The organism is Agrobacterium sp. ICMP 6402 (assembly GCF_009498615.1).
GTDB classification, from domain to species: Bacteria; Pseudomonadota; Alphaproteobacteria; order Rhizobiales; family Rhizobiaceae; genus Agrobacterium; species Agrobacterium burrii.
The window spans coordinates 778,846-800,103 of record NZ_QSNV01000001.1 but is presented as its reverse complement, the minus strand read 5'-3'; the positions used below and the strand labels follow the sequence as shown (position 1 = coordinate 800,103).

The window sequence follows — 21,258 nt, the reverse complement described above, 5'->3', positions numbered from 1 at the left end:
CACCCTTTACCGCGGCTTCTTGCCGAAGACCCTGATATACTCGGCTTCGCCACCCTTGGCGAGCGCCTCGGCCTGCTTGATCCACTCGTCGCGTTCGATGCGGCCCTTGAAATTCAGATAACCGTCGACCCAGTCGCACTCGGCCTTTTTCCAGCCGGCAACCTGCGCGAAGGTGAAGATGCCAAGCTCGTGCAACGTGCCCTCGATCTTCGGACCGACGCCGGAAATCAGCTTCAGGTCGTCGGGTGCCGCCGGGCGTTCGATGCCTGCCGGACGATCGGCGGAATCAAGCGACGGCTTGGATGCTGTCGCTTCCTTGCCAGCCGATTCCTTTTCCCCGGCCTTTGCATTTTCAGCAGCGGCTTTCGGTTCAGTAACCGGCGTCTTCAGCTTCGGATCGGTTTCCGGAGCATCGGTCTTCGGCTTGGCGGCATTGGCCGGCGGAACCGGTGCCGCATCCGCCGCCACTTCGGCCGGCTTGTCGAGGTTGGAACGATCCGGCTTGATCTCTTCCGTCAGCGTCGTCAGGCCACCAACTGGAACCGATTCGTGACGGTCGATCTGCGGGCCGGTCTTGACCGTGTCGCCCTTGCCGGCCTCGAATGTGTCGATGATCTCTTCCAGGCGCTCAGGCGTCAGGTCCTCATAGGCATCCTTGAAGATGATGACCATCGGCGCGTTGACGCAGGCGCCCTGACATTCCACTTCTTCCCAGGACAGCGTGCCGCTGTCGTTGGTGTGCAGCGGATCGTGGTGAATTTTCTTGCGGCAGACATCCATCAGCGCTTCGGAACCGCGCAGCATGCAGGGCGTGGTGCCACACACCTGAACGTGGGCGCGCGTGCCGACCGGCTTCAGCTGGAACTGTGTATAGAAGGTCGCCACTTCCATGACGCGGATATAGGCCATATCCAGCATGTCGGCGATCTTTTCGATGGCGGCGCGGGTAACCCAGCCATCCTGCTCCTGCGCACGCATGAGCAGCGGGATAACCGCCGATTGCTGGCGTCCCTGCGGATATTTCAGAATCGTCTTTTCCGCCCAAGCGGTGTTATCCGCGTTGAAGGCAAACGCCACGGGCTGGAACTGATCTTCGGCTAGTCGACGAACGGACATACTTCCTCACGCCTTTTCAGTTTAACGTCTCACAACGCGATCTCGCCACCGTGACGAATTCGCAGGCGTAAGCCGCCTTGTCTTTTTGCATGAACACAATGAACTTGCTGCCGTTCGGAACCGAGGCCTTGATCTCGTATCCCGACGACAGAAGCTGCTTGATGGTTGAACCGCCGCCGCTTGACAGCGACACGCCACCCTCGCCGGTCGCCGTCTGGGCGAGAACGGGGGCAGACATCGCAGCAAGAAAAGCCAATATGGCCAGCGGCAGACGCATCAGCGGTCGACCTCCCCGAACACGATGTCGAGGGAGCCGAGCACGGCTGTAACGTCGGCAAGCTGATGGCCCTTGCACAGGAAATCCATCGCCTGCAAATGTGCGTAGCCCGGCGCGCGAATCTTGCAACGGTAGGGCTTGTTGGAACCATCAGCAACCACATAGACCCCGAACTCGCCCTTCGGCGCTTCGACGGCGGCGTAAACTTCGCCGGCAGGAACGTGGTAACCTTCGGTGTAAAGCTTGAAGTGGTGGATCAAAGCTTCCATCGACCGCTTCATCTCGCCGCGCTTGGGCGGAACCACCTTGCCGTCAAGCGAGGAAACCGGACCGATGCGATGCTTGCCGGACAGAAGATCGACGCACTGCTTCATGATCTTCACCGATTCACGCATTTCCTGCATGCGGATCAGGTAACGGTCGTAGCAGTCGCCGTTCTTGCCGACGGGAATGTCGAATTCCAGATCGGAATAGCACTCATAGGGCTGCGAACGGCGTAGATCCCAGGCAGCGCCGGAACCGCGAACCATGACGCCGGTGAAACCCCAGGCGAAGGCATCTTCAAGCGAGACGACGCCGATATCGACGTTACGCTGCTTGTAGATGCGGTTGTCGGTCAACAGGCCTTCAATATTGTCGAGAACGGTGAGGAACGGATCGCACCATTTGCCGATATCGTCCACCAACTCCGGCGGCAGATCCTGATGTACGCCGCCCGGACGGACATAGGCCGAGTGCATACGGGCGCCACAGGCGCGCTCATAGAACACCATCAGCTTTTCGCGCTCTTCGAAACCCCAGACCGGCGGCGTCATCGCGCCAACGTCCATGGCCTGCGTGGTCACGTTCATGATGTGCGACAGGATGCGGCCGATTTCCGAATAAAGCACGCGGATCAGCTGGCCGCGCATCGGGATTTCAAGGCCGAGCAGCTTTTCGACGGCGAGCGCGAAAGCATGTTCCTGATTCATCGGCGCGACATAGTCGAGACGGTCGAAATAAGGAACGGCCTGCAGATAGGTCTTGGTTTCGATCAGCTTTTCGGTGCCGCGATGCAAGAGACCGATATGCGGATCGACGCGTTCGACGATTTCGCCGTCCAGTTCCAGAACCAGACGCAGCACACCGTGCGCGGAGGGATGTTCCGGACCGAAGTTGATCGTGAAATTGCGGACGTTATGCTCAGTCATTCTAGTGCTCCGCCGAGGTGATCATGGCGATGAATTCGGGGCCGGTCATGTTCTGCGTGGCTTCTGCGAAAGAATAGCTCGAAGGCTTCTCATCCGTGAAAATCTGCTGCGCGAACGTGAAGCTGGAAGGGTTGTCGAAAGCCTGCAGCGAAACGGCAAAATGTTTGCCATCCTTGGAACGCCACATCAGCGTGCTGCCGCAAGTCTTGCAGAAGCAGCGCTCGCCCCACTCCGACGAAGAATAGACGCCGAGGTTCTGCTCGTTTTCGAAGGCGATATCAGCGCATTCGACAGCCATGAACGCACCGCCGGACCAGCGGCGGCACATGGAGCAATGGCAAACGCCGAATTCGCGGGCGCCGATGCTGGCAGTAAAGCCAACGGCACCGCAAAGACATTGTCCATGCTCTGTCGCGGGGGCTTGGCTCATTGCTTGGCCTTTTCGTCACCCGGGAGAACATATTCGGTTCCTTCCCAGGGGGAAAGGAAGTCGAAGTTACGGAATTCCTGCTTCAGTTCGACCGGTTCATAAAGAACCCGCTTCAGAACGTCATCGTAACGCACTTCCACAAAGCCGGTAACCGGAAAATCCTTGCGCAGCGGATGGCCTTCAAAACCGTAATCCGTGAGGATGCGGCGCAGGTCCTTATGGCCCTCGAAAGGAATGCCATACATATCCCAGGCTTCGCGCTCAAACCATTCCGCGCCCATGTAGACGGAGGTCGATGAAGGAACGCCTTCGTCTTCCGCCACCTGCAGCTTGATGCGCACGCGCAGATTCTGGCGCGGCGACAGAAGATGGTAGACGACATCGAAACGCTTTTCGCGCTGCGGCCAGTCAACGCCGCAAATATCGATGATGTTGACGAAACCGCACTGAACGTCGTCGCGCAGGAAGGTCAAAAGCGCAATCACGCTTTCAGTGGTCGTGTTCAGCGTCAGCTCGCCATAGGCGATATCGGCAGATACCACGAGAGAACCGCGCGCTTCCTTAACGTAAGCAGCCAGATCGTTGAGAGCTTCGCTCATTATCTATCCGTCCTTTGCCCTTAGCGCTCGATCGTACCGGTACGCCGGATCTTCTTCTGCAGCAGAAGCACGCCGTAAAGCAGCGCTTCGGCCGTGGGGGGACAGCCCGGAACGTAGATATCCACCGGCACGACTCGGTCGCAGCCACGCACAACGGCGTAGGAATAGTGATAATAACCGCCGCCATTGGCGCAGGAGCCCATGGAAATGACGTAACGCGGCTCAGGCATCTGGTCATAGACCTTGCGCAGCGCAGGCGCCATCTTGTTGGTCAGCGTGCCGGCAACGATCATCACGTCCGACTGGCGCGGCGAAGCGCGCGGGGCGACACCGAAGCGCTCCATGTCATAACGCGGACCGGAAGCCTGCATCAGGCCTTCAACGGCGCAGCAGGCAAGACCGAACTGCATCCACATCAGGGAGCCGGTGCGCGCCCAGGTGATTAGTTCGTCGGTCGAGGTGACGAGAAAGCCCTTGTCGGCCAGCTCGTCGTTGATTTCCGTGAAGTAGGCATCGTTGCTGCCAACCGGCTTGCCGGTCGAGGGATCGATGATCCCCTTCGGCTGCTGTGCAACGAGCGTGCTGTTGTCCTGGCTCATGCCCATTCCAGCGCTCCCTTCTTCCACTCATAGATAAAGCCGATGGTGAGGACACCAAGGAACACCATCATCGACCAGAAACCGAACCAGCCCATATCACCGAACGACACCGCCCAGGGGAACAGGAAAGCAACTTCCAGATCGAAGATGATGAACAGGATCGACACCAGATAAAAGCGGATATCGAACTTCATGCGGGCGTCGTCGAAGGCGTTGAAACCGCACTCGAAAGCAGAAAGCTTTTCCGGGTCCGGCGCCTTGTAAGCGACAGCAAACGGCGCAATGAGAAGCGCCAGGCCAATGACAAGAGCGATACCGATGAATATTGCGATCGGAATGTAGGAACTGAGGAGTTCAGTCATGGTCTCTTCCTTGCCCGGCCGGGTGCCGGACCTGCCTTTGCGACCGATAAGTCTCAAGGCGCACAAATATGTTGCAACGCCAAAGTGGTTAGCGCAGCCGCGCCCTCTCTGCAAGAGTTTAGGCACCATTTCAAGACACCTGCCGCATTGATTGGCAACAATATTGCCCGAATTGACGCAAATTTGGGCCACAATTCCGACCTAAGCCCCTCAAATACAATAATAATCGAATGAAGGACGCAACCGCAAAAAAGTCAGGCAAATTTCACGTCGAAATAGCGGCGAAGTGACGATCTCCAGAAATCGAAACTTGACTAAAAAATGCAGGAAAAATCGCGTCCGCGCAGGCGGGAATCAGGTGGCGGAATCACCAATGCCGAGGCGCTTTGTCGGCGCATCGGCTGGATTTTCATGGAGACATTTCTTGAAAAGAAATGGCGCGAGTGACGGGGCTCGAACCCGCGACCTCCGGCGTGACAGGCCGGCACTCTAACCAACTGAGCTACACCCGCGCATGACGAACGTGACCGTTCGTTTATATTTCGAGGACAGGATGGCGCGAGTGACGGGGCTCGAACCCGCGACCTCCGGCGTGACAGGCCGGCACTCTAACCAACTGAGCTACACCCGCATCTCCTGACGGACAGGACCGTGTCCCGCCGCACGAACTAGCCTCGGCTGTTCGTTGAGCGGCTAACTACGGCGTTCGTGCGGGGGTGTCAAGCAGGTTTCACGACAAAAGAATAAGCTTCTGCATTTTGATCGGGAAAAACTTAGAGGCCTTTGGCGGGCGCTGGCGCAAATGCCTTGTTCTGCGGGCTTTTCCCAACGAAAACAAAAAACTTGTCCACAGCCATAGGCGTCTCAGGCAAGATTTCCGCATGTCTCTTAAGGTCGCTGAGGATAAGTTTTTACCGGAAAGCCCACAGTTCCCGGCTTTTCGCCACCAACCTCACATAAAGGGAAAAGCTGTCGGCAAAAAAAACAAAAAAACTTCACAAAAGCCCTTGCGGTTTTTTTCCGATCCGAATACATCACGGCCACCGACGCGGCGGACATGATCTGCAAAACGCGAAGGGCGATTAGCTCAGTTGGTAGAGCGCCTCGTTTACACCGAGGATGTCGGGAGTTCGAGTCTCTCATCGCCCACCATTTCCCAAGCCCTTTAAATTCTGATGCCTTCAACCGAATATCGTTCGGATGCGATTTTGATTTGTCGTAAATTCCTCAAATCGGGAATCACCCCTGCCCCACATCAACGAATGCCGGGCCTGTGTTTCGAGCGGATGGAATCGTTTTGCGATTTTTCTATGCCAGATCGACACTCCTGTTTCAGATTCCGACAGCTTTGCCGAGTTCGTGTATCACCCCGCAACATACCGGAAAATAAGCAGATTCAGACTTTTTAAACAGATTTCAGGCATTGTTTTCGAGCCGTTTCATGATGAACGGTAGAAATAATGGATGAAACCATGGTCGACGCGTTTGTTACACTCGCGCTTATTGCGCTGCCTGTTTATATTTTTTTCCGTTGGGTCCAGCAGGACTCGGAAAAAGACAGTACTCCCAAAAGCAAGAATTCCATGGGGCGATGATCCTTTGTGATCGGTCCGCAGCTTTTGCCTGGCGCCCCCTCCGACAAATTCTCAATGACCGATAGCGAAGCGGCAAGACCGGTTTTAACGGCCTGCATTGCGAAACATCGCGCCAAATAGGCCCTCCGCACAGGGTCGCTTCTGCCACAAAAAAGCCGGGCTATGCCCGGCTTTTCTCGTTTGCGAAGCCAATCGGTACGATCAGTTGATCGCCTTCATCTCGACCTTGAAGAACAGCGTCTCGCCGGAAGAATCGTCCACACCGTCATTGTCGGTCACGGCATAGGCCGTTCCCGCCTTGTCGAAGGTGAAGCCTTCCAGCTTGTCGACGACATAACCGTTAGTCTGGGCCTTGAGGTCGGGCAGGAAGTCATGCGCTTCCTGCTTGGCCACCAGCGGCAGTTCGCCACCGATCTTGCCCGGCTTCAGGTCTGCGATCGCAACGCGGTAGAGCTTCTTGATCTTGGCCTTGTCGCCGATCTGGTTGTCGCGCTCGACGATATAGACATATTCGCCCTGCGCGGTGATTTCAGAAAGGCCGACCCAGCCTGCCTCGGTCTTGTCGAGCTGGTAACGCACGGCGCCCCATTCCTTGGACTTCGGATTGTAGGAGACGAGCTTGACGAAGCCCTTCTCGTCCGTGCCCCATTCGCGCTGCATGGCCATCCACAGCGTTGCATCGTCGCCCTTGCCGATCATGGTCACGCCTTCGAAACCGAAGCGGGTGTCGCCGGCAAGAAGTTCCTTCGGCAGCGCGATCTCAGCCTTGATTTCGCCCTTGGCGTTGACGTTGTAGAGAGCGTGCGGCACGAGCTTGGCGCTGTCGCCTTCCGAGGCCAGCCAGAAGCCACCCTTGCCATCGAGCGTTATGCCTTCGATGTCGAGTTTCTGGGCAGCGATGCCATCACGCTTGACGCGCAGCACGCTGGTGATGGTTGCGGGCTTCTTCGTTGCGTCGATGGTGTAGATCGACGGCTGGTTGCCATAAACCGAGTCGGAAACGGCATAAAGAATGCCGGGCTTTTCGGCATCGCCGACCAGGCCCGAAAGAGCGCCCCAGCCGATCGGCGCGCCATCGACGGTGGCGGAAACCAGCTGCGGATAGGCTGCTTCGCCTTCAGCGCGCTCATAAAGCATGACGTGCGAGCGAACGCCGCCATCCTCGATCAGATCAACTTCGTTCGCCGTGACAAGAAGATTGCGCGACGGGATGGCGACGGCACCTTCCGGCGAAACGCCCGAAGGCAGGAGCTGCGTCAGTTCCGGCTCTTTTCCGGTGTCCTTGTAGACGGCGACGACAGAAGCACGCTCGGCGAGCACGAAGAAATATTTCTGACCGCCGAATGTTGCCGCTTCCAGACCTTCCGGCTCGATGCCCTTGGCCTTGGAGCGCTTTTCCGGATAGTGGCCGATGGCCGCAACAGCATGCTCGAGCGAGGAGCCGGCCTCATAGAGAAGCTTGCCGGTCTTGTCGAAGATGGTGAAGCCGCGCGAACCGCCCTGCCAGTCACCTTCATTGGCGATGACGATACGGTCATTGTCCAGCCACTTCACGGCGTCAGGCTCGCGCTTGCGGCCTTCCTGCTTGTCGGTGAACTTCAGCTGGCCGTCGCTCTTGGTGTCGATGCCTTCAAGATCAACCTTGCCGGCGGAGAAATGTGACTTCACCGTGCCGGTCTTGCCGTCGAGAATGACGATATGGTTGTTTTCCTGCATCGTCAGCGCGATCTCGCCGATGGAGTTGATCGAAACGAATTCCGGCTCCGGATCTTCCGGGGCGATTTCGGCAAGGCCGGTCAGTTCGATCTTCTTCAACGTCGCGCAGTCGGCAACGCCGTTCTTCAGACCGACCGTTACCAGATAACCGGCAGGCATCTGCGGCAGAGCGCCTTCGTTCACGTCTTCATCGCGTTCGTTTTCGATCGCGATGGCGGCAAAGGTCTTGTCGGGAGAAACGGCAACCGAATCTGGCTGGCCGCCGAGATCGCAGCTTGCCTCGATCTTCTTGGTGGCGATGTCGACCGTGACCAGCTTGCCGGACGGCTTGGCGCGGTTTTCCGACGTGTTGACACCGGCCAGAACCTTGACGCCGGCAACGGCAACCGAAGTCGGCTCGCCTTCGAGCAGCAACGCGCCGCCGGCCTTGGGGGCCTTGGCGTCGGTGATGTCAATGAAGCCGATGCCGCCAAGCGGGCTGTCCGAATAGATCAACGTCTTGCCGTCTTCGCTGGCGGTAACGATTTCAGCCGACGTGACGGACTTGGCGTCCTTGTCCGCGGGCAGATTTTTCGCCACCGGGAAAGATGCGATGCGGTTGAAAACCGGCTCGGCAGCGGCCGGGAAAGCTGCGGATGTCAGCAGCGCAGCAGTCAAAGCCATATGAGAAAATCGGAACGCCATTATAATCCCCCTTGGGTCCAGAAATACCTCATGGCTTCTGCGTCAAAGACATGACAGTGGGATGACATTTCCTGTGGGGTGAATCAAAAAGCCCGGCCGTGAAGGCCGGGCTTTCCTGTTTATGCGCACATTCCGTGTATCGAAACGCCGTGTTTCCGGATGGAAGCTACACAGCCACGTATCGACACTTTCAATCCACACCATACTGGCCGAGAAACTGGTCTGCCCGAAAGACACTTTCGAAAGACCGCCCTCTTCATGCCTGCTGATGGTGCGAGCGCGTCAAAACATGTTTCCTCGTGAACCTGAAAAACCGTATGCCCGCCGCCGGGCATCACGGTCTTCCGGAAACCTTACGAGTTAACAGCGTCCTTCAGGCCCTTGCCTGCGGAAAACTTCGGTACGTTGCGAGCCGGGATATCGACTTCAGCACCCGTGGAAGGGTTACGACCCTTGGAGGCTTCACGGCGGCTAACGGAGAAGCTGCCGAAGCCAGCGAGGCGGATGTCGCCACCGCTCTTCAGTTCGTTCTGTACGGTTTCGAATACGGCATCAACAGCGGAAGCAGCATCTGCCTTCGTGAGACCAGCCTTTTCGGCAACAGCAGAGACGAGCTCGTTCTTGTTCATGTTTCCACCCCTTTCAATGGTTTGAAACGACTAAAATTAAGCCGGCGCAGAATACATTTGCATCCGCGCGCAGCAACTCAAAAGCGCTGGAATCGCCTGAAAAACAAGGGGTCTACGGGGTTTTTCACAAAAAAGGCCGACATTTCTGCCGGCCTTCCACATATTCGTGCCAATTTGGCATCACTTGCGCGGGGCGGAACACCGCCTCTTGTCTTCCGACACCTAACACATTGATTCTATGCATCGCCTTTGCGAAAACCGATTCCGGCTTCCGCGCGGATGCATGTATCAATGCGCGATCGTCTGGCCGCCGTCGTCGACGCCTTCGACCGTAGCGATCACCGGCGTTTCGATGCTGCCATCCCACTCGATGGGCTCCGGCGTGCGAAGAAGCGCGTGTGCGATGACCTCACCCATGCGCGAAACCGGGATGATCTCCATCTCGTTCTTCACATTGTCCGGAATTTCCGCCAGATCCTTGGCGTTTTCTTCCGGGATCAGCACCTTCTTGATGCCGCCGCGAAGCGCTGCGAGCAGCTTTTCCTTCAGGCCGCCGATGGGCAACACGCGACCACGAAGCGTGATCTCGCCCGTCATCGCCACATCCTTCGAAACCGGAATACCGGTCATGATGGAGACGATGGCGGTTGCCATGGCAACGCCGGCGGACGGACCGTCCTTCGGGGTCGCACCTTCCGGGACGTGAACGTGGATGTCGCTCTTGTCGAAGCGCGGCGGCTCGATGCCGAAGTCCACGGCGCGCGAACGGACATAGGATGCCGCTGCCGAAATGGATTCCTTCATCACTTCCTTGAGGTTGCCGGTGACCGTCATACGGCCCTTGCCCGGCATCATCACGCCTTCGATGGTGAGCAACTCACCGCCAACTTCCGTCCAGGCAAGACCGGTGACGACACCGACCTGATCCTCGCGCTCGGCCTCACCGTGGCGGAACCGCGGAACGCCCAGATAATCCGGAACATTGGCGGCGGTGACTTCCACGGATTTGGTCTTGCCCTTGATGATCTCGGTGACGGCCTTTCTGGCAAGCTTCATCAGCTCGCGTTCGAAGCTGCGTACACCCGCCTCGCGGGTATATTGCTGGATGACGATCATCAGGGCGTCATCGCTGACCGAGAACTCTTCCGGACGCAGGGCGTGTTCCTTGATCGCCTTCGGCAACAGGTGACGCTTGGCGATTTCGCGCTTTTCGTCTTCCGTGTAACCGGCGATGCGGATCACTTCCATGCGGTCCATCAGGGGGCCTGGAATGTTCAGCGTGTTGGCGGTGGTCACGAACATCACGTCGGACAGGTCGTATTCCACTTCAAGGTAATGATCCATGAAGGTGGAGTTCTGTTCCGGATCGAGAACCTCGAGCAGTGCAGACGACGGATCGCCACGGAAATCCATGCCCATCTTGTCGATTTCGTCGAGCAGGAACAGCGGGTTCGCCTTCTTTGCCTTCTTCATCGACTGGACGATCTTGCCCGGCATGGAGCCGATATAGGTACGGCGGTGACCGCGGATTTCCGCTTCGTCACGCACGCCGCCCAGCGCCATGCGGACATATTCGCGGCCGGTCGCCTTGGCGATCGACTTGGCGAGCGAGGTCTTGCCGACGCCGGGAGGACCGACGAGGCACAGGATCGGGCCACGAATCTTCGTGGCGCGTGCCTGCACGGCCAGATATTCGACGATGCGTTCCTTGACCTTGTCCAGACCGAAATGATCCTGATCGAGGATCGTCTCGGCGGCATTGAGGTCGGTCTTGACCTTCGACTTCTTGCCCCAGGGCAGGCTGAGCAGCCAGTCCAGATAGTTGCGCACGACGGTGGCTTCCGCCGACATCGGGCTCATCTGGCGCAGCTTCTTCATTTCCGCTTCGGCCTTTTCCTTGGCCTCCTTGGAAAGCTTGGTCTTGGCGATGCGCTCTTCCAGTTCGGCCATCTCGTCACGGCCATCTTCGCCGTCACCGAGTTCCTTCTGGATCGCCTTCATCTGCTCGTTCAGGTAATATTCGCGCTGGGTCTTCTCCATCTGGCGCTTGACGCGCGAACGGATGCGCTTTTCGACCTGAAGCACGGAAATTTCGCCTTCCATGAAGCCGAGCGCTTTTTCAAGCCGCTGCTTCACGCTGACGGTTTCCAGCATTTCCTGCTTTTCGGTGATCTTGATCGACAGGTGCGAAGCAACCGTATCGGCCAGCTTCGAATAATCGTCGATCTGGCCGGCGGCGCCGACCACCTCGGGCGAAATCTTCTTGTTGAGCTTCACATAGCTCTCGAATTCCGAAACGACGGAGCGCGACAGCGCTTCGATCTCGACCGGGTCTTCAGCAGGCTCCTGCAACGGCGTCGCGGAGGCTTCGTAGAAATCCTCGCGGCCGGTGTATTCATCGATCTGCGCGCGGCCCTTGCCTTCCACAAGCACCTTCACGGTGCCGTCGGGCAGCTTCAGAAGCTGGAGGACATTGGCAACCGTGCCGACCTTGTGGATGGCGTCCGGGGTCGGATCGTCATCGCTGGCGTTGATCTGGGTGACAAGCATGATCTGCTTGTCCGAACCCATGACTTCCTCGAGCGCACGAATGGATTTTTCCCGCCCGACGAACAGGGGAACGATCATATGCGGGAAAACGACAATGTCGCGCAGGGGAAGTACCGGATAGGTACCGCCAGATGCCGCAGACGTGATGTTCGTCATATCATTTCCTTTCATGGTCCCTTTCGGGACACCTTGCCGGACATCTTGGGGGCGTCCGGCATATTCATTTCTCGAGACTGAAAGTGGAGTTTCGAAACACCGATTTCAAGTCGCCGGAAGAGACGGCCCCGCGCACCGGCAGAACCGTGAAATTCAACAAAACCCAGCGCCGGCTATTACTCCCGACATTTCCGGTTATCCATAAGGATCAGGAACCGGGTCGCCGACGGCAATTCACATTTCCGTCACATCGCGCTGCAAATCAGTTGTAAGACTTTATCAGCAAAGCGCAATCCGCTCCAAACGCAAAATCGGGCTCCGCCAAGTTAGGCGCAAGTTTCGCACCCGGACCCAACAGAAAAGGCCCGCACGGGTGCGGGCCTTTCACATTCACGACAATCCGGATCAGTCGATCACGCCGAGACGTTGGTCTTTTCTTCCTGACGATCCGCATAGATGTAGAGCGGACGGGCGACACCGCTGACGACGTCATTGGAGATCACCACTTCGCGCACACCTTCCAGCGTCGGCAGTTCGAACATGGTATCCAGCAGGATCTTTTCCATGATCGAGCGCAGGCCGCGGGCGCCGGTCTTGCGGGTGATCGCCCGGCGGGCAATCTCGCGCAACGCATCCTCGTGGAAGGTCAGCTCCACATCTTCCATCTCGAACAGGCGCTGATACTGCTTGACCAGCGCGTTCTTCGGCTCGGACAGGATCTGGATCAGCGCATCTTCATCAAGGTCTTCCAGCGTTGCGAGAACGGGCAGACGGCCGATGAATTCCGGGATGAGGCCGAACTTCACCAGATCTTCCGGCTCCAGTTCGCGCAGCACCTCGCCCACACGGCGATCGTCTTCCGCCTTGACGGTCGCACCGAAGCCGATCGAGGTCTTTTCACCGCGGGCCGAGATGATCTTGTCGAGGCCGGCAAAAGCGCCGCCGCAGATGAACAGGATGTTGGTCGTATCCACCTGCAGGAACTCCTGCTGCGGATGCTTGCGGCCGCCCTGTGGCGGAACGGAAGCGACCGTGCCTTCCATGATCTTCAGAAGCGCCTGCTGAACGCCCTCGCCCGACACGTCGCGCGTGATGGACGGGTTGTCCGACTTGCGGGAAATCTTGTCGACTTCGTCGATATAGACGATGCCGCGCTGGGCGCGTTCGACGTTGTAATCCGCAGACTGCAGAAGCTTCAGGATGATGTTTTCCACATCCTCGCCGACATAACCGGCTTCGGTCAGCGTCGTTGCGTCCGCCATGGTGAATGGAACGTCGATGATGCGGGCGAGCGTCTGCGCAAGATAGGTCTTGCCGCAACCCGTCGGACCGACGAGCATGATGTTCGACTTCGCAAGCTCGACATCGCCGTTCTTGGAGGCGTGCGCGAGGCGCTTGTAATGGTTGTGAACGGCCACCGACAGGATTTTCTTCGCCTGTTTCTGACCGATGACATATTCGTCGAGAATCTTGATGATATCCTGCGGGGTGGGAACACCCTCGCGCGACTTCACCATAGACGTCTTGTTCTCCTCGCGGATGATGTCCATGCACAATTCGACACATTCATCGCAGATGAATACTGTCGGCCCGGCAATGAGTTTCCGGACTTCGTGCTGGCTCTTGCCGCAGAATGAACAATAGAGTGTATTTTTAGAGTCGCCGCCGTTGCTGCCGCTGACTTTGCTCATATCTCTTTCCTTCCAGCACGCCGCAGGTCCGCCAAACGGATCGCGGTCAACTTACCGCCCGCAGATACGGCTCGCCTTGGGGTGCATTGCCGTATCCACCTCGTTTCCCGGGGTACTAGCCGTGTCAGATACAGGAGCTGACAACCGGCTGCAACGAATTCCCCATCAAACCAAAGGCCACGTCATAAAAATTCAACACAGCCTTAATATATACTAATATCGCTTTCTGTTGCGGTTGAAAGCCCCGAAATTACTTTTGCGGGATCAAACAAACGTCAAAAAGCGGCGCGCCTCAATTCGCGGCGGCGCCTTCCATTTCCTGGCGCGAGGTGAGGATCTTGTCGATCACACCCCAATTCTGCGCCTCGTCCGCATCCATGAAGTGGTCGCGATCAAGGGTTTTTTCAACCTCTTCGAGCGTGCGGCCGGTATGCTTCACGTAGACTTCATTCAGGCGACGCTTCATCTTGATGATGTCGCGGGCGTGACGCTCGATGTCCGAGGCCTGGCCCTGGAAACCACCGGAAGGCTGGTGCACCATGATGCGGGCGTTCGGGGTTGCGAAACGCATTCCCTTTTCGCCGGCGGCCAGAAGCAGCGAACCCATCGATGCGGCCTGGCCAACGCAGAGCGTCGATACCGCAGGGCGAATGAACTGCATCGTATCGTAGATCGCCATGCCGGCGGTCACGACGCCACCCGGCGAATTGATATAGAGCGCGATTTCCTTCTTCGGGTTTTCAGCCTCGAGGAAAAGCAGCTGCGCGCAGACGAGCGAAGCCATCTGGTCTTCCACCGGACCGGTGAGGAAAATGATGCGTTCCTTGAGAAGACGGGAAAATATGTCATAGGAGCGTTCGCCGCGATTGGTCTGCTCTACGACCATCGGCACCAGAGCCATGGCGGTATCAACTGGATTTTTCATGTCCGTCCTTTGTCAACTCTGCCCTTCGCGGGAAACCGCTCCGGAATCACTTCTAACCTTCATACTCCCTACATAGAGTGTCCCTGCCCCGTACTTCAAGACACGAAGCCGCATATCCTTAACGGCTCAACAGCGATTGCAGGCGTTTGAAGCCTCTGACGGCAACGGCTTCAAACCGGCGGGCGCATCCTGAACTACCTGCCCTTGCCGACATTATTTTTCATCGAAGCGACCCGCAAATGCAAAAACCCGTGGCCATGCACAGATATAACTTCTTACCGGCAAGAACTCGTTAGGGATTTACTGCTGATACTGCGCGGCGAATTTCCGGTTTCCGTCAGGAGGCGGGCGCCCCATTCGGGCGATATGGCATCTCAACAATTTCGGCGGGCATTGCGCACATCGTGCCACAAAGCCCGCTTTCACGGCATGATAGCGCAGATAGGATTTTGCAATGCTGGATGCAAAAACGGGCATGCTGCTTTGGGCGTCGGAGACGTTCACCCTTGCCGTCCTTTTGGGAACCCTGTGGCTGCACCGCCCTTCGCGCCAGCATAATCTCTATTTCGCCGCCGGTTTCCTTTCGACGGGCATCGGCGCCATTCTTGTCGCCCTGCGCGGCGACATTCCCAACTACCTGTCGATTGAAGTCGGCAACACGCTGGCGCTTTCAGCTTTCGGTTTCTGGCTGGCCGGCCTTCTCTCCTTCGAACAGCGCAAGCTCGCCGGCTGGATCGCCATTCCAGCGCTTTTGTGGGTGGGCGGCATGCTCATCCCGCCAGTGCGGGAAAGCATGGCTTCGCGTATCCTGCTTTACCATGCCTGTGCCGCAGTCGCTTATTTCATGCTGGCCGGTGTCGTTCTGGCAAACAGGAGCCGGGCATCGCTCAGCCGCAAGGTTCTTGCCGCGATTTTCATTTTACAGGCCTTTTTCGGCGCCATCATCGCATTGGTCGTCATTCCCGGTGACATCACGTCCCCCAGTGCCGTCGCACTGACGTCGCCACTCGCCTTTTCAGGCATTCTCGGCTTTACCATCATCATCATGATCAGCGCGAAGATCATCATGGAGGATTCCGAAAACCGCCTGCACCGGCTGGCGATGACTGACCACCTCACCGGCGTTCTCAACCGGCGTGGTCTGCTGGAGGAGTTCGAGCGCATCAAGAAGCGGTCACAGGCTTCCAGTCGCTATGTGGCGCTGGTGCTGTTCGATATCGACCATTTCAAGAAGATCAACGACAAATATGGCCACCAGTCCGGCGATGCGGTGCTCGTGCATTTCTGCGACATGGCGCGGCGCGTCATCGGCGATCGTGGCCTTTTCGTCAGAATGGGCGGCGAGGAATTCGCACTGGTCGCCGAAGTCGAAAGCCCGTCCAGCACGGTGACGCTGGCGGAAGCCATTCGCAGCAATCTGCGTCTTTCCAAGATCAGTTCGCGTGGCGAAGGTATCGAAGTCACCACCAGCGTCGGCATCTCCGAAGCGATGGTCAAGGATGCAGACCTGAGCGTGATGATGACGGAAGCCGACCGTGCGCTCTATGCCGCGAAAAAAGCCGGTCGCAACAGGACCGTCATCCACGTGAATTCGGCCAATGTCGTCGTCCCCTCCTCAGACCGGGACGAAAATCCGATGGACAATAATGCCGACCGGCAGGTTGCAGCGCTGAACCGGATATCGGCCATCGCCAGCCGGTGACATGATGCCCATGCGATGACAGGCGGAAAAACAGGCAGCAGTTTTTCCCCACCCTTTCCAAAGCACAGGACGCGGACTAAACCTTGAGCATGACAGCGACATTTCCCTTCCTCACCATCGACCCCGCCACGCGCCGCGTTTCACTTGATGCCCGCGACCCGGCCTTCTACAATGATCCGAACCCGGTCTATGCGGCGCTTCACGCGCAATGTCCCACCTTCTACTGGGAAGAGCAGCGGCAATGGTTCTTCACCGAATACGACCATGTCAGCGCGCTTCTGCGCGACCGTCGGTTCGGGAGGCAAATCCTGCATGTGGCGAGCCGCGAGGAAATCGGCCTTGCGCAACCGCTGGAGCATGTGAAGCACTTCGATGCCGCCGAGCAGCATTCGCTGCTGGAACTGGAGCCGCCGGAACACACCCGGCTGCGCACGCTTATCAACCGCGCTTTTGTGTCCCGGCATGTCGACAAGATGAAGCCGGAAATCGAAGAACTCGCCAACCGCCTGATCGACGCTTTCGAAGCCGATGGCAAAACGGAACTGCTCTCCACCTATGCCGATATCATTCCGGTGACGATGATCGCCCGCATGATCGGCATTCCCGAAGAGATGGGACCGCAGCTCCTGAAATGGTCACATGCCTATGTCGGCATGTACATGTTCAAGCGCACCCCCGAGGACGAGCTTCTCGCCGACAAGGCAGCGCTCGAATTTTCGGAATATGTGCGCAGCGTGATCGCGGAACGCCGGGCGGAGCCGCAAGATGACCTGCTGAGCCACATGATCCACACGGAGCATAAGGGCCAGTACCTGACCGATGACGAGCTGATTTCCACTACCATCGTGCTGCTGAACGCCGGGCACGAGGCGACCGTGCACCAGATCGGCAATTCCGTACGCATCATTCTCGAAAGCGGCATCCCGCCCGAAACCCTGTTCCGCGACGAGACCACAACGGAACGCACGATTGAAGAGACGCTACGCATCTGCGCGCCCGTCCATATTTTCCAGCGCTGGGTTCTGGAACCGGTCGAGATCGACGGTGTGACCTTCAAACGCGGTGACAAGGTCAGCCTCATTCTGGCCGCCGCCAATCTCGATCCAGCAAAATTCTCCGATCCGCTCGCTTTCCGGCCGGACCGCAACGAAGGCGCCAACGTCTCTTTCGGCGCCGGCATCCATTTCTGCATCGGCGCACCGCTGGCAAGGCTGGAGCTTAATCTTGCCCTGCCGTTGCTGTTCAAGCGCCTGCCGGGTCTCAGGATCGCCCAGCCGCCGAAGGTCAAAGACGTCTATCATTTCCATGGTCTGGAGCGGCTTGATCTGGCGTGGTGAATCGGGAGGCGAGGTCGCCTTTAGATCTGAGCCAAACCACCATCAACGGAAAGTTCCACTCCGGTGATATAGCTGGCCTTGGCTGACGCCAAAAACAGTACCGCTTCGGCAATTTCGTCGGGATGGGCCATACGGCCGATCGGCGCTGCGTCCTTGAGATAGGCCTCGAAACCGGCGATCTTTTCATCGTCCATCTTAAGACCATTTTCCATGATCGGCGTGCGGGTGACACCCGGGCTTACCGTATTGACGCGGATTCCCCGCGCCTTCAGGTCATTGGCAAAGCTGCGGGCGAACGAGCGAACCGCCGCCTTTGAAGCATTGTAAGCGCTCAATTTTTCCAAGCCCTTATTGCCGACGATCGAACCGGTCAGCACGATCGAACCGCCGTCCCGTAGCACCGGCAACAACGTCTGCACGGTATAGAACACGCCCTTTACGTTAATGTCGAAAATCCGGTCATAGAGCGCTTCGTGAGTTGCACCAAGATCGTTGTTTTCCGCGATTCCGGCATTGGCGACCAGGACATCCAATGTTCGCCCATCAGCTTCGATACGGCTTTTGAGCTGTTCCAGCTCCGACAGATTCGCAACATCGGAAACGACGCCGATTGCACGCTCCCCAAGTCTGGCGACAGCGGCATCGAGATTGGCCGCACTACGGCCCGTTACATAAACCGCAGCGGCACCACCTTCCAAAAACAGCTTCGCAACTGAAAAACCAATGCCCGTCGATCCGCCTGTGACGACGACGACCTGCCCGCTGAACATTCCAGACATTGCAATCTCCTGAAAATATCTAAACTTCCGAATTACCATAATTCGGTATTTCGGTTTTATTGAAATATTGAAGCCTGTCAAGCCTTGTGCTAGAGCGGTTTTATGGTTCAGTTTTTTCACCCCGCCCGCGAAGACATATCGCTCACCGCCATGCTGGCCGCACTCGGCGACCCCGCCCGAATGGGTATCGTTCGGAAATTATGGGAAGTGGAAGCCGGGCAGAATTGCGCTTGTGCAGCACCCTGCCCGGATATGCCACGCTCGACGCTTTCCAACCACCTGCGTATCCTGCGCGAAGCAGGACTGATACGCACCCACAAACAGGGCGTCGAAAACATCAACGTCATGCGCCACGATGATCTGGAAGCACGCTTTCCAGGGCTTATACGGTCGATCATATCCTTCGACCGGCCGTAAAGCGCGGTGGTAATACTACGCCATCACAGCCGGATAACGTAATCCTTCCTTGTCGTTTCCACGACCTCCCAGGTGCCTGTAAAGCCAGGCTGCAGGACCAGCCGGTCGCCCCGCTTCAGGTGGCGCGGCGCCCCGCCATCTTCCGTCAGGATGGAATGGCCTTCGAGAATGTTGAAATATTCCCATTCGTCATAGACCACCCGCCATTTGCCCGGCGTGGATTGCCAGATGCCGGCATAGATGCCGCCCGGTGCTTCCTCCAGATTCCACGTGGTGAATCTGGGATCGCCGGAAATCAATCGTTCCGGCGCAGGCGCGCCATGCTCCGCTTCGACCGAAACATCAAATGTCAGCAAGTTCGTCATGGTCGGCCGCCCTCTCAGATTTTCTCAAGCGACTGTTCGAGATCGGCGATGATGTCTTTCACATCTTCGATGCCGATGGACAGGCGCACGACATCCGGCCCCGCACCTGCCGCCGTCTGCTGTTCCGGCGTCAGCTGCGCGTGGGTGGTGGACGCCGGGTGGATGACGAGCGAGCGCGTATCGCCGATATTGGCGAGATGCGAGAAAAGCTGCAGCCCTTCCACCAGTGCCTTGCCGGCGGCATAACCGCCCTTGACGCCGAAGGTGAAGACGGAGCCCGCCCCTTTTGGCGAATAATGCTGCTGGATGGCATAGTTGTCGCTGTCCTCCAGCCCGGCATAATGCACCCAGCCGACTTTTGGATGCGCCTTCAGCCATTTGGCGACAGCGAGCGCATTGTCGGAATGGCGCTGAACGCGCAATGGCAGGGTTTCGATGCCGGTGAGGATGAGGAAGGCGTTGAAGGGCGAGATGGCCGGGCCGAGGTCACGCAGGCCAAGCACGCGGCAAGCGATGGCGAAAGCAAAATTGCCAAAGGTCTGATGCAGCACGACGCCCGAATATTCCGGCCGGGGCTGCGACAGCGCCGGATATCTGTCGGTCGCCGACCAGTCGAAGGTTCCACCATCGACAATGATGCCGCCCATGGAATTGCCGTGGCCGCCAAGGAATTTCGTCAGTGAATGCAGCACGATGTCAGCGCCATGTTCCAACGGCCGCAGCAGATAGGGGCTTGCCATCGTGTTGTCGACGATCAGCGGCAGACCATGGCGGTGAGCAATCTCGGCAATTGCAGCGATATCCACGAAGGTACCGCCGGGATTGGCAAGGCTTTCAATGAAGACGGCGCGGGTGCGCTCGTCGATCTGCCGCTCGAAACTGGCCGGATCGGTCGCATCGGCCCAGCGTACCTGCCAGTCGAACCCCTTGAAGGCGTGGCCGAACTGGTTGATGGAGCCGCCATAAAGCTGGCGGGCGGCAACGAAATTATCGCCGTGTTGCAGCAGCGTGTGGAAGACCAGCAATTGCGCGGCGTGGCCGGATGCGACCGCGAGCGCCGCCGTGCCGCCCTCAAGCGCTGCGACACGCTCTTCCAGAACCGCCTGGGTGGGGTTCATGATGCGGGTATAGATATTGCCGAATTCCTTCAGTCCGAACAGCGCCGCGGCATGATCGGCATCACGGAACGCGTAAGCGGTCGTCTGGTAGATGGGCGTCGCGCGCGCCCCGGTGGTCGGGTCTGGCTGTGCGCCTGCATGGACGGCAAGCGTTGAAAAACCGGGATTGCTGCTCGACATGATGTTTCCTCCAATTACAATTTTGGAAGGATCATAATGCCTTGCGGCGAAATGATAAGCCCGATCTGTACCAACTATCGCACAATATTGAGACGCGGATACTCAATTGCGGGGCAACGGTCCATCACCACAGCCATGCCATAGGCCTCGGCCTTGGCGGCGGCATTGTCATCGCGCACGGATAGCTGGCCCCAGATCACTTTAGGGCGCTGTGGCAGCAATATCGCCTCCTCGACGATCGCCGACAGATATTCCGGCGCCCTGAAGACATCGATCATGTCCACAGGTTCGGCAATATCGGCAAGCCGGGCATAGACCTTCTGCCCCCATATCTCCTTGCCCGCCTGACCGGGATTGACCGGAAACACCCGGTAGCCCTTCGACAATAAAAAGCGCATGACGCCATGGCTCGGACGGTCCGGATTGGGTGAGGCGCCAAGCAGGGCGATGGTCCTGACATCGGTCAGGATTTTTCTGAGATAGTCCGGTTCGTAAGTATCATGCTGCATGTCAACTTGTCCCTTTGGCGCATCACGCAGTTTGAGAGATGCTGGCAGGCACCCCTTCCGAGAGATCAGCGCGAGTATCGCGTTTCCTGCATAAATCCGCAGCTACGTTTGCACGCTACCGTCGCTTGCTTTTGTCCGTTGCTTTCATTGTCATTTAGGAAGCGTTGTGGCTTTCTTGAACCCCCTGCCCGGTTTAAAACCACGTGAACATGGCCTCGTCATCGCTCGATATGGTGTATTTCATTCACGCAAAATGATTTCACGAAAGCACCCTGCATAAGCTGGTATTGAGTATTTTCATCCAGTTTCCAAAACGATCCATATGCGAAGGA

The 21,258-nt window shown here is 57.7% G+C and carries 19 protein-coding genes and 3 tRNA genes; 4 read left to right on the top strand and 18 right to left on the bottom strand.

Features of this window, described 5'->3' with window-relative positions:
• Positions 1–6: 6 nt before the first annotated feature.
• From DXT96_RS04060 to DXT96_RS04020, 9 genes are all read right to left on the bottom strand, one after another.
• Entirely contained in the window at positions 7–1,116 is a 1,110-nt protein-coding gene (locus DXT96_RS04060) for an NADH-quinone oxidoreductase subunit E (RefSeq protein WP_153513586.1), read from the bottom strand.
• A gap of 16 nt (positions 1,117–1,132) precedes the next feature.
• A complete protein-coding gene (locus DXT96_RS04055; protein WP_046800312.1) occupies positions 1,133–1,393 on the bottom strand; it encodes a hypothetical protein in 261 nt (86 codons plus the stop codon).
• Positions 1,393–2,583, bottom strand: coding sequence for an NADH-quinone oxidoreductase subunit D (locus DXT96_RS04050; RefSeq protein WP_020012326.1), 1,191 nt, complete (start codon positions 2,581–2,583; stop codon positions 1,393–1,395). The genes DXT96_RS04055 and DXT96_RS04050 overlap by 1 nt, the downstream gene beginning before the upstream one ends.
• Position 2,584: 1 nt before the next feature.
• Positions 2,585–3,013 carry a GFA family protein gene (locus DXT96_RS04045; protein WP_153513585.1) on the bottom strand — a complete coding sequence of 143 codons (429 nt, stop codon included), beginning with the start codon at positions 3,011–3,013 and terminating at the stop codon, positions 2,585–2,587.
• Positions 3,010–3,612, bottom strand: coding sequence for an NADH-quinone oxidoreductase subunit C (locus DXT96_RS04040; RefSeq protein ID WP_046800314.1), 603 nt, complete (start codon positions 3,610–3,612; stop codon positions 3,010–3,012). Before DXT96_RS04040 ends, DXT96_RS04045 begins: the two co-directional genes overlap by 4 nt.
• A 20-nt stretch (positions 3,613–3,632) precedes the next feature.
• Positions 3,633–4,217, bottom strand: coding sequence for an NADH-quinone oxidoreductase subunit B family protein (locus DXT96_RS04035; RefSeq protein ID WP_149897755.1), 585 nt, complete (start codon positions 4,215–4,217; stop codon positions 3,633–3,635).
• Positions 4,208–4,573 carry an NADH-quinone oxidoreductase subunit A gene (locus DXT96_RS04030; protein WP_046800315.1) on the bottom strand — a complete coding sequence of 122 codons (366 nt, stop codon included), beginning with the start codon at positions 4,571–4,573 and terminating at the stop codon, positions 4,208–4,210. Before DXT96_RS04030 ends, DXT96_RS04035 begins: the two co-directional genes overlap by 10 nt.
• A 435-nt stretch (positions 4,574–5,008) precedes the next feature.
• Positions 5,009–5,085, bottom strand: a tRNA-Asp gene (locus tag DXT96_RS04025).
• A gap of 42 nt (positions 5,086–5,127) precedes the next feature.
• Positions 5,128–5,204, bottom strand: a tRNA-Asp gene (locus tag DXT96_RS04020).
• A 445-nt stretch (positions 5,205–5,649) separates the two neighbouring features.
• Between DXT96_RS04020 and DXT96_RS04015 the strand changes: the two genes are divergently transcribed.
• Positions 5,650–5,725 (top strand) — tRNA-Val (locus DXT96_RS04015).
• A gap of 644 nt (positions 5,726–6,369) precedes the next feature.
• Here DXT96_RS04015 and DXT96_RS04010 read toward each other — a convergent pair.
• The 5 genes from DXT96_RS04010 to clpP all read right to left on the bottom strand — a co-directional run bounded on the left by DXT96_RS04010 (position 6,370) and on the right by clpP (position 14,519).
• On the bottom strand, positions 6,370–8,568 hold the full coding sequence (locus DXT96_RS04010) for an esterase-like activity of phytase family protein (RefSeq protein WP_153513584.1): 2,199 nt from the start codon (positions 8,566–8,568) through the stop codon (positions 6,370–6,372).
• A 353-nt stretch (positions 8,569–8,921) separates the two neighbouring features.
• Positions 8,922–9,197, bottom strand: coding sequence for a DNA-binding protein HupB (gene hupB / locus DXT96_RS04005; protein ID WP_003496481.1), 276 nt, complete (start codon positions 9,195–9,197; stop codon positions 8,922–8,924).
• Between the two features lie 288 nt (positions 9,198–9,485).
• A complete protein-coding gene (lon, locus tag DXT96_RS04000) occupies positions 9,486–11,903 on the bottom strand; it encodes an endopeptidase La (RefSeq protein ID WP_149897757.1) in 2,418 nt (805 codons plus the stop codon).
• A gap of 413 nt (positions 11,904–12,316) precedes the next feature.
• Positions 12,317–13,594, bottom strand: a complete 1,278-nt coding sequence (clpX, locus tag DXT96_RS03990; protein WP_149897759.1) for an ATP-dependent Clp protease ATP-binding subunit ClpX — start codon at positions 13,592–13,594, stop codon at positions 12,317–12,319.
• 292 nt (positions 13,595–13,886) lie between these two features.
• Entirely contained in the window at positions 13,887–14,519 is a 633-nt protein-coding gene (clpP, locus tag DXT96_RS03985) for an ATP-dependent Clp endopeptidase proteolytic subunit ClpP (RefSeq protein ID WP_046800320.1), read from the bottom strand.
• Between the two features lie 454 nt (positions 14,520–14,973).
• On the opposite strand from clpP, the gene DXT96_RS03980 reads away from it, so the two are divergent.
• Positions 14,974–16,221, top strand: coding sequence for a diguanylate cyclase (locus tag DXT96_RS03980; RefSeq protein WP_153513583.1), 1,248 nt, complete (start codon positions 14,974–14,976; stop codon positions 16,219–16,221).
• 89 nt (positions 16,222–16,310) lie between these two features.
• Positions 16,311–17,558: a cytochrome P450 gene (locus DXT96_RS03975; protein WP_153513582.1), complete on the top strand. Its 1,248-nt coding sequence runs from the start codon at positions 16,311–16,313 to the stop codon at positions 17,556–17,558.
• A gap of 20 nt (positions 17,559–17,578) precedes the next feature.
• Here DXT96_RS03975 and DXT96_RS03970 read toward each other — a convergent pair whose 3' ends face one another.
• Positions 17,579–18,337, bottom strand: a complete 759-nt coding sequence (locus tag DXT96_RS03970; RefSeq protein ID WP_149898140.1) for an SDR family NAD(P)-dependent oxidoreductase — start codon at positions 18,335–18,337, stop codon at positions 17,579–17,581.
• Between the two features lie 102 nt (positions 18,338–18,439).
• Here DXT96_RS03970 and DXT96_RS03965 point away from each other — a divergent pair, with 102 nt between their 5' ends.
• Positions 18,440–18,754, top strand: coding sequence for a helix-turn-helix transcriptional regulator (locus tag DXT96_RS03965; RefSeq protein ID WP_149897762.1), 315 nt, complete (start codon positions 18,440–18,442; stop codon positions 18,752–18,754).
• A 23-nt stretch (positions 18,755–18,777) separates the two neighbouring features.
• Here DXT96_RS03965 and DXT96_RS03960 read toward each other — a convergent pair whose 3' ends face one another.
• The 3 genes from DXT96_RS03960 to DXT96_RS03950 form a co-directional block, all read right to left on the bottom strand.
• The gene (locus tag DXT96_RS03960) at positions 18,778–19,119 is read right to left on the bottom strand and encodes a cupin domain-containing protein (protein ID WP_142839600.1); all 342 of its coding nucleotides are present in this window, start codon (positions 19,117–19,119) and stop codon (positions 18,778–18,780) included.
• A 14-nt stretch (positions 19,120–19,133) separates the two neighbouring features.
• Positions 19,134–20,417, bottom strand: a complete 1,284-nt coding sequence (locus DXT96_RS03955) for an O-acetylhomoserine aminocarboxypropyltransferase (protein ID WP_153513581.1) — start codon at positions 20,415–20,417, stop codon at positions 19,134–19,136.
• A 74-nt stretch (positions 20,418–20,491) separates the two neighbouring features.
• Positions 20,492–20,926, bottom strand: a complete 435-nt coding sequence (locus DXT96_RS03950; RefSeq protein WP_153513580.1) for a CoA-binding protein — start codon at positions 20,924–20,926, stop codon at positions 20,492–20,494.
• Between the last annotated feature and the right edge of the window lie 332 nt (positions 20,927–21,258).

Bases quoted from the DNA above. Each gene is read 5' to 3' on its own strand.
- DXT96_RS04035 (WP_149897755.1), bottom strand. From the start codon at position 4,217: ATGGGCATGAGCCAGGACAACAGCACGCTCGTTGCACAGCAGCCGAAG.
- DXT96_RS04045 (WP_153513585.1), bottom strand. From the start codon at position 3,013: ATGAGCCAAGCCCCCGCGACAGAGCATGGACAATGTCTTTGCGGTGCC.
- lon (WP_149897757.1), bottom strand. From the start codon at position 11,903: ATGACGAACATCACGTCTGCGGCATCTGGCGGTACCTATCCGGTACTT.
- clpP (WP_046800320.1), bottom strand. From the start codon at position 14,519: ATGAAAAATCCAGTTGATACCGCCATGGCTCTGGTGCCGATGGTCGTA.
- DXT96_RS03980 (WP_153513583.1), top strand. From the start codon at position 14,974: ATGCTGGATGCAAAAACGGGCATGCTGCTTTGGGCGTCGGAGACGTTC.
- DXT96_RS04040 (WP_046800314.1), bottom strand. From the start codon at position 3,612: ATGAGCGAAGCTCTCAACGATCTGGCTGCTTACGTTAAGGAAGCGCGC.
- hupB (WP_003496481.1), bottom strand. From the start codon at position 9,197: ATGAACAAGAACGAGCTCGTCTCTGCTGTTGCCGAAAAGGCTGGTCTC.
- DXT96_RS04050 (WP_020012326.1), bottom strand. From the start codon at position 2,583: ATGACTGAGCATAACGTCCGCAATTTCACGATCAACTTCGGTCCGGAA.
- DXT96_RS03950 (WP_153513580.1), bottom strand. From the start codon at position 20,926: ATGCAGCATGATACTTACGAACCGGACTATCTCAGAAAAATCCTGACC.
- DXT96_RS03975 (WP_153513582.1), top strand. From the start codon at position 16,311: ATGACAGCGACATTTCCCTTCCTCACCATCGACCCCGCCACGCGCCGC.
- DXT96_RS03965 (WP_149897762.1), top strand. From the start codon at position 18,440: ATGGTTCAGTTTTTTCACCCCGCCCGCGAAGACATATCGCTCACCGCC.
- DXT96_RS04055 (WP_046800312.1), bottom strand. From the start codon at position 1,393: ATGCGTCTGCCGCTGGCCATATTGGCTTTTCTTGCTGCGATGTCTGCC.
- DXT96_RS04010 (WP_153513584.1), bottom strand. From the start codon at position 8,568: ATGGCGTTCCGATTTTCTCATATGGCTTTGACTGCTGCGCTGCTGACA.
- DXT96_RS04030 (WP_046800315.1), bottom strand. From the start codon at position 4,573: ATGACTGAACTCCTCAGTTCCTACATTCCGATCGCAATATTCATCGGT.
- clpX (WP_149897759.1), bottom strand. From the start codon at position 13,594: ATGAGCAAAGTCAGCGGCAGCAACGGCGGCGACTCTAAAAATACACTC.
- DXT96_RS03960 (WP_142839600.1), bottom strand. From the start codon at position 19,119: ATGACGAACTTGCTGACATTTGATGTTTCGGTCGAAGCGGAGCATGGC.
- DXT96_RS03955 (WP_153513581.1), bottom strand. From the start codon at position 20,417: ATGTCGAGCAGCAATCCCGGTTTTTCAACGCTTGCCGTCCATGCAGGC.
- DXT96_RS04060 (WP_153513586.1), bottom strand. From the start codon at position 1,116: ATGTCCGTTCGTCGACTAGCCGAAGATCAGTTCCAGCCCGTGGCGTTT.
- DXT96_RS03970 (WP_149898140.1), bottom strand. From the start codon at position 18,337: ATGTCTGGAATGTTCAGCGGGCAGGTCGTCGTCGTCACAGGCGGATCG.